Origin of the sequence: Siphonobacter sp. BAB-5385 (assembly GCF_002261125.1) — a bacterium.
GTDB lineage: Bacteria > Bacteroidota > Bacteroidia > Cytophagales > Spirosomataceae > Siphonobacter.
Genome location: NZ_NMPS01000238.1, coordinates 1 through 7,769, shown reverse-complemented (window position 1 = coordinate 7,769; position 7,769 = coordinate 1). Strand labels below are relative to the sequence as shown.

Here is a 7,769-nt window from a genome sequence, read left to right as displayed (position 1 = left end):
AAATGCTACGGACAACCCGTCCCGCTATCTTTATTGGATTTTACCTAAAAAACTGGAAACGGAAAAAGGCCAGCCTCTACCAGAGACTGACCTTTTTTATTAACGCTAGCAACCGATATTAATCAATCAGTACGCATACGCCACGTTTCACATCTTCTTCTACTTTCTTGAACTTCACATCCCGCTCTACGCGGCCATCCATGTACTGAACCGATACGCGTTGGTTGGGTTCAATCTTCTGAACACGAATGGGTTGCTGACGAGGCCGTTCCATCGCAGGAGCAATTTCTTCAAGCTCTTCTACGCTCGGTCCACTTCCGCCCGTCAGTCCAGATACATCGTCTTTACTCGTCTGTAGTTGGGGCTGTGGTTCAGGGCGACGCGGCGGCTGAGGTACCTGCGGCTGATCAACGAATAGCTCAGGCACATCATAACGCATGAGTAACTGAACAATGTCAAAGTTGACTTTATTGATGAACTGCTTGAACAGGTCAACCGATTCGAACTTGTAAATCAGCAAGGGATCTTTTTGCTCGAATACGGCATTCTGTACCGATTGCTTCAGGTCATCCATATCGCGGAGGTGTTCTTTCCATTCCTGGTCAATCACCGTCAGAGCGATATTCTTTTCAATTTCACGCGTCACTTCCCGGCCTTCAGAATTCAGTGCTTTCAGGAAATTTACCTGGAAGCCCATCACATGCTCTCCATCAGTAAAGGGCAGTCCAATGACCGATTGCTCGTTCACATTGCCCTGGTTCGCTTCGAACAGATCCTGGAAGAACGTACGCATCCGTTGAGCAATGTCCGCACCTTTTGCCTGATAATGAGCTTCAGCAGCTGCGTGCAATTGGTGGGTACGCTGCTCAGGCTTCATCCGCAGGAATTCATCCCGAGTGAAGGGCAACTGAATAGCAAGGGTCTCAATCACCCGCAATTCAAGTTCTTCGAAGCTTGGATTATTGTTGACCAGTTCTTCGCAGACGTCGTACGTGATATTGGCAATATCCAGGGCCAGACGGTCACCAAACAACGCATTTTTCCGGCGTTTGTAAATGGCTTCCCGCTGGTAGTTCATCACGTCGTCGTATTCCAACAGACGCTTCCGGATACCAAAGTTATTTTCCTCAACTTTCTTCTGAGCCCGCTCAATCGAAGACGTAATCATTGAGTGCTGGATTACCTCTCCTTCTTCCATACCCATGCGGTCCATCACCTTGGCAATCCGCTCGGAACCGAACAGACGCATCAGGTTATCTTCCAGCGATACGAAGAATTGAGACGATCCGGGGTCACCCTGACGACCCGCCCGACCGCGTAACTGACGGTCAACCCGCCGCGATTCGTGACGTTCCGTACCAATAATCGCCAAACCACCGGATCCTTTCGATTCAGGCGTCAGCTTAATATCCGTACCCCGACCGGCCATGTTGGTCGCAATGGTTACATTACGCGAATGACCCGCTGATGCTACGATTTCAGCCTCGCGTTGGTGTTGCTTGGCGTTCAGTACTTGGTGCTGAATACCCCGCATCCGCAGCAAACGGCTCAGGATTTCCGAGTTTTCAACCGAAGTTGTACCCACCAGTACCGGACGACCGGCTTTCACCAGCTCATCAATTTCCTGAACAACGGCATTGTATTTCTCCCGGACGGTTTTGTATACCTTATCCTCTTCGTCCTTCCGAACAATCTTCAGGTTGGTTGGGATGGCTACTACGTCGAGTTTGTAAATCTGCCAGAACTCACCCGCTTCCGTCTCGGCTGTACCCGTCATACCCGAAAGTTTGTGGTACATCCGGAAGTAGTTTTGCAGCGTAACCGTCGCGTAGGTTTGCGTGGCGTCTTCCACTTTAACGCGTTCCTTGGCTTCAATGGCCTGGTGCAGACCGTCGGAGTACCGACGACCTTCCATAATCCGGCCCGTCTGCTCATCGACGATCTTGATCTTTCCATCCATGATCACGTATTCCACGTCAATTTCAAAAAGCGTATGAGCCTTCAGCAATTGATTAACCGTGTGAATCCGTTGTGTCTTGATGGAGTAATCGCGGATAATCTCGTCTTTCTTGTGGATTTTATCCGCTTCAGAAAGATCTGATTTTTCAACTTGGTTCAGGACTACCGACAAATCCGGCAGAATGAAGAAATTAGCATCTTCATTCTTCGTGGTCATCACGTCGATACCCTTTTCCGTTAATTCTACGGAGTTATTTTTCTCTTCAATGACGAAGTACAGCGGAGCATCGGCTTCGGGCATCCGTTTGCCTTGTTCCTGCAGGTAGTCATTTTCAGTAGCCCGCATGATGGCCTGATTGCCCTGCTCACTGAGGTATTTGATCAGCGGCTTGTATTTCGGCAATCCCCGATGTGCCCGGAACAGAGCCAGTCCACCCTCTTTCGTATTCCCCGCAGCGATCAGCCTGCGAGCTTCCGTTAGAAAGCCCTGTACGAGTTTTTGCTGCTCATCCACCAGACGCTCAATCCGGGGATTTAACATTTCAAATTCCTGTACGTCATTGTCTTTCACCATCGGCCCACTGATGATCAGGGGCGTACGGGCGTCGTCAATCAGTACGGAATCGACCTCATCGACCATGGCGTAATGGTGTTTCCGCTGCACCAGTTCTTCCGGTGTGCGAGCCATGTTATCGCGGAGGTAGTCGAAACCAAATTCGTTGTTGGTACCGTAGGTAATATCAGCCTGATACGCCTGACGACGCGAATGCGTGTTGGGCTCGTGCCGGTCGATACAGTCTACGTTCATCCCGTGAAACTCGAACAGCGGAGCATTCCACTCGGAGTCACGCTTGGCCAGGTAATCGTTGACCGTTACAATGTGTACGCCTTTTCCACCCAGGGCATTCAGGAACGCAGGTAGCGTTGATACCAGCGTTTTACCTTCCCCGGTAGCCATCTCGGAAATTTTACCCTGATGCAGTACCACTCCACCAATCAGCTGTACATCGTAGTGTACCATGTTCCAGGTGATGGGCTGACCCATGACATTCCAGGTATTTTTCCAGATCGCTTTGTCTCCGTCAATAATGACGTTCGACTTTCTGGAAGCTACAAAACGGTCATGTAGGTTAGCCGTAACTACCAACTGACCATTTTCAGTATAGCGACGTCCCGTTTCTTTCACAATCGCGAAAGCCCGGGGCAGGATTTCAAGTAATACATCTTCCAGCTTCTGGTCTGATTGTACTTCCAGAGCATCAATCTGCTTGAAGAGCGAATCTTTTTCATTGATATCCATATCCGGATTCGCATCGATACGCTGACGAATCGCTTCGGATTGTTGATCAATGGGAGCAAGTCTTTCTTTGATGACTGCCTTCAAATCAGCGGTTTGCTGACGAAGCTCGTCATCCGAAAGATCTTTTAATTTGGCAAATTCGGTATTGACTTTTCCGACGTAAGGATAGAGTTCTTTTAAATCCCGATCGGATTTTGTACCGAAAATTTTGGTGATGAGTTTAAGCATAGCTATGTGCTAAAGCACCGTTATTCGTGGTTAGTCAGCCCGTACACGGGCTGATTTCATAATCAAGTCGGTTCAGTGGACTTAAAATGAAACCCCCAACCTGGGGTCGTTAAACAATAGGTAGAACACAAATTTACTCGATTCTTTCCACCCAAGAGCAAAAAAACAATTCCTAAATCACGGTTTCAGTTCAAAAGTGGACAAAAGGTTTAATGAATCGGACAAATTGACAGCAGTCCCATCACTTCCGATGCTTTTGGCTTACGAATAGAACCCGTTGTTTTAAACCGGAAACCATTACTTTTGCAGGTATAACGCCCGAATTGGCAAAATCTTTTCCTACTGGTTGTCCCTTTTATACTTGGGAAATTATCCTCCTGGATTGAAACGGATTCGAGCGAATCTACGTTCTAAAACCAGCACTGAATCTTTTCACTATGAGCAATACACCACAGGAAAATCCCTACTATCGCCCCGTGCACCGCGAACGGGCCAAGCTGAAAATTCCAGGTTTTGGCGGGGGTAGTACGAGCGGCGGTGGCAAAAGATCCAGAGAGAAGCGTAGTGATACGGATATATACGTTAAACTGTTGCCTCTGATCATTGTGGCCATCGTAGGTTACGGCATTTATGATACGCTTTCGGCTTTCAAAGGCAAAAAACGCAATCTGATCGACGATCCACAGGTTATCCAGGAAATGACCTGGAAACAGGAAAAAGTATTTAAAAAGTTTGCAGATCTATCGCCGCGATCCAAGCATTACTATTTGGTTATCGGACAGGAAGGCCATACAAAAACCATTGACTTTGGTCGCGAAAAGACGGAATTCTGGGACAAAGTAGATACGTACAATCACCTGACCAAGGATGCGGGTAGCTTAAACGTGTCTATTGATGCCTACGACAACAGTCGGGATCGGGTTGTGACGTTGCAATTTGAGTAAGCACAAACCAATAGCTCCCAGCCCAGGGCATACCAGAAAAGGCCGATGATTGTTCATCGGCCTTTTCGTTTGTAAAAACCTGCCAGTCAATAGGCTTATGCCTCTACCAGCATTGCACCGTACGAATATCCACCACCGAACGTAGTAACGACGATGTGATCGCCTTTCTGGAAGCGGTACTTGTTCTCATCCAGGCCGATGGCACAACCGGCACAGCCGGTATTCCCTAAGTACTGAATGTTAGATAAAAGTTTTTCCATCGGTAAGCCCAGTTCTTCCATTACTTTTTTGCTGATCCGGAAATTGGCCTGATGCGGCAGCACCCAGTCTACCTCCTCCAGCGTAAGTCCATTACGACCCAGAATCTGACGGCTGGCTCGGGGCATATACTGCACCGCGTGAATAAACACATCGCGGCCGTTAGGCATCACAAATCCTTCGTCATTGGGTTTCAGGACAACTCCTTCCAGAGCTTTGCCTACGGTAGCGGCTCCACCGGTCAAAATGTCAACAATTTTCAGATCCGAATCCGATACGCGTTCATTCGAGAGAAACAGAGCCGCAGCTCCGTCGCCCCACAAGTGCCCGGCTACTTTATCCGATTCGTTGCTGTAGGCGGTGTTGTTATCCGACACGACAACCAGAGCTTTCGTCGCTTTCTTCATGCAGAAATACCCCTGAACGACTTCCAGGGCATTCAATAACGAAGAGCAGGCCGTTGACACGGACAGTACCGGAATATCCGGAATTTGAAGATCATGCTGAACCGCATGAGCTAACGATACAATTGTATCGTAAGGGGTGTAGGTAGCTCCTACAATGAGGTCAATCTCCTGAACAGGGTATGGTAACAGGGCTAGCCCCTGACGAACGGCTTCCACAGCCATCGTGTTCGTATTTTCATGGGGGGCAGCTTTCCGACGTTCTCGGATGCCCGTCCTCTCCACAATCCACTGGTCAGACAATCCATTCAGTCGGGCGAAGTGTTCATTCGTAACAACTTGCTCCGGCAAATAGCTACTTATCGCGTTGATATACATAAGGGTCAAGCGGTACAGCTCGTATTTTGTACTTTGCCGTGCTTTTTTGCACTATGCAAAGAATAGTTATCTTCTCGAACTTACCAAATTTCTAATAGAATAATTCAATAAGACATTGGATAAGTACCAGATAAATTTGCAAATCCTTAATCTTCTTTACTTCGGACGCTTAAAATGCGGCGTTAGACAAGTACTTTTAAGTCTCAAAAAGTTCATACCGTTTCCAAAAAATAATATGGTATGGTAGCATACTAAATTCTGGATCAGAAGGCGTGTTCGATGCGGTCTGATCCAGACTAAGACGGTTACGAGGAATAGCTAATAACATCAGATTTTTATGTCTCCTGTTACCGCACGCTTCTGTTCAAACTAAAATCAAAACCAGCAGATTCGACTATAATTTATTATAAATCAGCTACTTATTTCCTACTTTAGTACTGAAGATTATACAAATCCAGTAATTGGCCTTCTGTGAACCCTCTTCAACGCTTATAAACGTCTGCATCGGTCTATCTATTAACGCTTACTTGCTTGATTAGGTTATGCGTGCTTTTGCCCGGTACTGGCAGCTGTTTTATTGAAAGATCATTTTTATCAGGGAAGACTTAACAATTTATTCATCCGTTTAACAGCTTTTTAGCTGGCAATTAGGTCGAATTTTGCAGCGTATTCACTTCCTTTTTTCCCTTAAGTACTATGCATCGTTACCTTCTTTTGTGTGCCGGTCTCCTGGCGGGCTGCCTGTCGGTACAGGCTCAGCAAACGCCCAAGCGTCCCAAAAACGTAATCTTGTTGATTGGTGACGGGATGGGCGTCAATCAGGTATACGCCGCTCAGATTGCCAACAAAGGTCCGCTTCATCTGAATCGTTTTCCATACCTTGGTCTTTCTACCACGCACCCCGTCAAAGATTTTATTACCGATTCTGGAGCGGGTGGTACGGCTCTGTCTACGGGTGTAAAAACGAAAAACGGAGCTGTTGCGGTAGACTCTGCCAATCGACCCCAGGTAACCTTGGCCGAATTGGCTAAAAAGCGGAAACTCTCTACCGGTATCGTTACTACCTGCGACATTACGGACGCTACCCCAGCAGATTTTTATGCTCACCAGGCCTCCCGCTCGCAACACGAAGCCATTGCCGAACAAATGGTCAATGCGGATCTTGATGTAGTGATTGGTGGCGGTATGCGGTATTTCTTTCAACGGAAAGACGGCAAAAACCTACTCGAAGATTTTAAGAAGAAAGGCTATACGGTAGCCGATACTTCCCAGGATTTTACGGCAGCAACGGGTAAGAAGCTGGTTGCTTTCAATGCCGGCATGAATCCAATCAAGGTTAAAGAAGGTCGTGGCCCTATTCTTCGTCAGGAAGTAGAAAAAGCTTTGAGCATTCTCTCTGAGAACAAAAATGGGTTTTTCCTCATGGCGGAAGGTTCGCAGATTGACTGGGCCGGTCACGCCAACGACATGGAATATATGGTGACTGAAACGCTGGATTTCGATAAAGCGGTAGGAGCTGCTCTCGACTTTGCAGAAAAGAACGGCGAGACACTCGTCATCGTAACGGCCGATCACGAAACAGGAGGCTTGAGCCTGACGGGTGGTGACTGGAGAAATGGCGTTGTCGAAGGAAAATTTATCTGGATGAATCACTCGGCTAACCCCGTGCCGGTGTTTGCGTACGGCCCTGGTTCTGAGTTATTTCGTGGTATTTTCCCCAACGTGGAAGTAAACAAAAAAATTCAACAGGCCTGGTGGGGCGAAACCATCCTGAGCCGTAAATAGTTTTAGGTTACGTTGTTCGTTCTCAATAGATAGAAACGTAATTTTTTCTACGCATGGTCAGACCTTGTGGAATCGTTTTAGAAAATACCTTCTAACCCAACACGGCTTACTGTAAACTTGAAACTGACAACTCAATAAGTCGCTAGCTCAAGTAAATCAGGAATGTTGAGAGGCTGTCTACGTCAGACAGCCTCTTTTGTTGATTCAACTCAGCAATTACTCCGTTTCATTGACCGCCTCCCTGCCAACGGTCTCAGGTCATCTACAATAACCAGCCAGCCCCACTGTCATCACCCGTTTTTACCCCGCTGTTCCAGTCCCTGATCTGAACATTACCTACAGTATATTTGTCAGCCATGAGACTCCAAATTCGAAAGACCCGCTTCCACCAGACCAGCCAACTCCGGAGGGGTTCAATATGCTTAGCCCCGTATGCAATGCGAGGAACGGGCAGCCCGGTAGGCACAGCCTACCAACTAGAAAATCCGTAGCAAATGCTACGGACAACCCGTC

Annotated in this window: 4 protein-coding genes; 2 read left to right on the top strand and 2 right to left on the bottom strand. The window is 47.5% G+C overall.

Annotation, left to right across the window (positions count from 1 at the left end; genetic code table 11):
- Positions 1-118: 118 nt before the first annotated feature.
- The gene (gene secA / locus BWI93_RS25220) at positions 119-3,487 is read right to left on the bottom strand and encodes a preprotein translocase subunit SecA (protein WP_094816584.1); all 3,369 of its coding nucleotides are present in this window, start codon (positions 3,485-3,487) and stop codon (positions 119-121) included.
- Positions 3,488-3,924: 437 nt separating this feature from the next.
- On the opposite strand from secA, the gene BWI93_RS25215 reads away from it, so the two are divergent.
- The gene (locus BWI93_RS25215) at positions 3,925-4,431 is read left to right on the top strand and encodes a hypothetical protein (RefSeq protein WP_094816582.1); all 507 of its coding nucleotides are present in this window, start codon (positions 3,925-3,927) and stop codon (positions 4,429-4,431) included.
- A gap of 95 nt (positions 4,432-4,526) precedes the next feature.
- Here BWI93_RS25215 and BWI93_RS25210 read toward each other — a convergent pair whose 3' ends face one another.
- Positions 4,527-5,471, bottom strand: coding sequence for a 3-oxoacyl-ACP synthase III family protein (locus BWI93_RS25210; protein ID WP_094816580.1), 945 nt, complete (start codon positions 5,469-5,471; stop codon positions 4,527-4,529).
- Between the two features lie 696 nt (positions 5,472-6,167).
- Here BWI93_RS25210 and BWI93_RS25205 point away from each other — a divergent pair.
- Entirely contained in the window at positions 6,168-7,256 is a 1,089-nt protein-coding gene (locus BWI93_RS25205) for an alkaline phosphatase (RefSeq protein ID WP_094816578.1), read from the top strand.
- Positions 7,257-7,769: the final 513 nt, after the last annotated feature.

What these genes read in the sequence shown, in the direction of transcription:
- BWI93_RS25210 (WP_094816580.1), bottom strand. Translation starts at nt 5,471, where the DNA reads ATGTATATCAACGCGATAAGTAGCTATTTGCCGGAGCAAGTTGTTACG.
- BWI93_RS25205 (WP_094816578.1), top strand. Translation starts at nt 6,168, where the DNA reads ATGCATCGTTACCTTCTTTTGTGTGCCGGTCTCCTGGCGGGCTGCCTG.
- BWI93_RS25215 (WP_094816582.1), top strand. Translation starts at nt 3,925, where the DNA reads ATGAGCAATACACCACAGGAAAATCCCTACTATCGCCCCGTGCACCGC.
- secA (WP_094816584.1), bottom strand. Translation starts at nt 3,487, where the DNA reads ATGCTTAAACTCATCACCAAAATTTTCGGTACAAAATCCGATCGGGAT.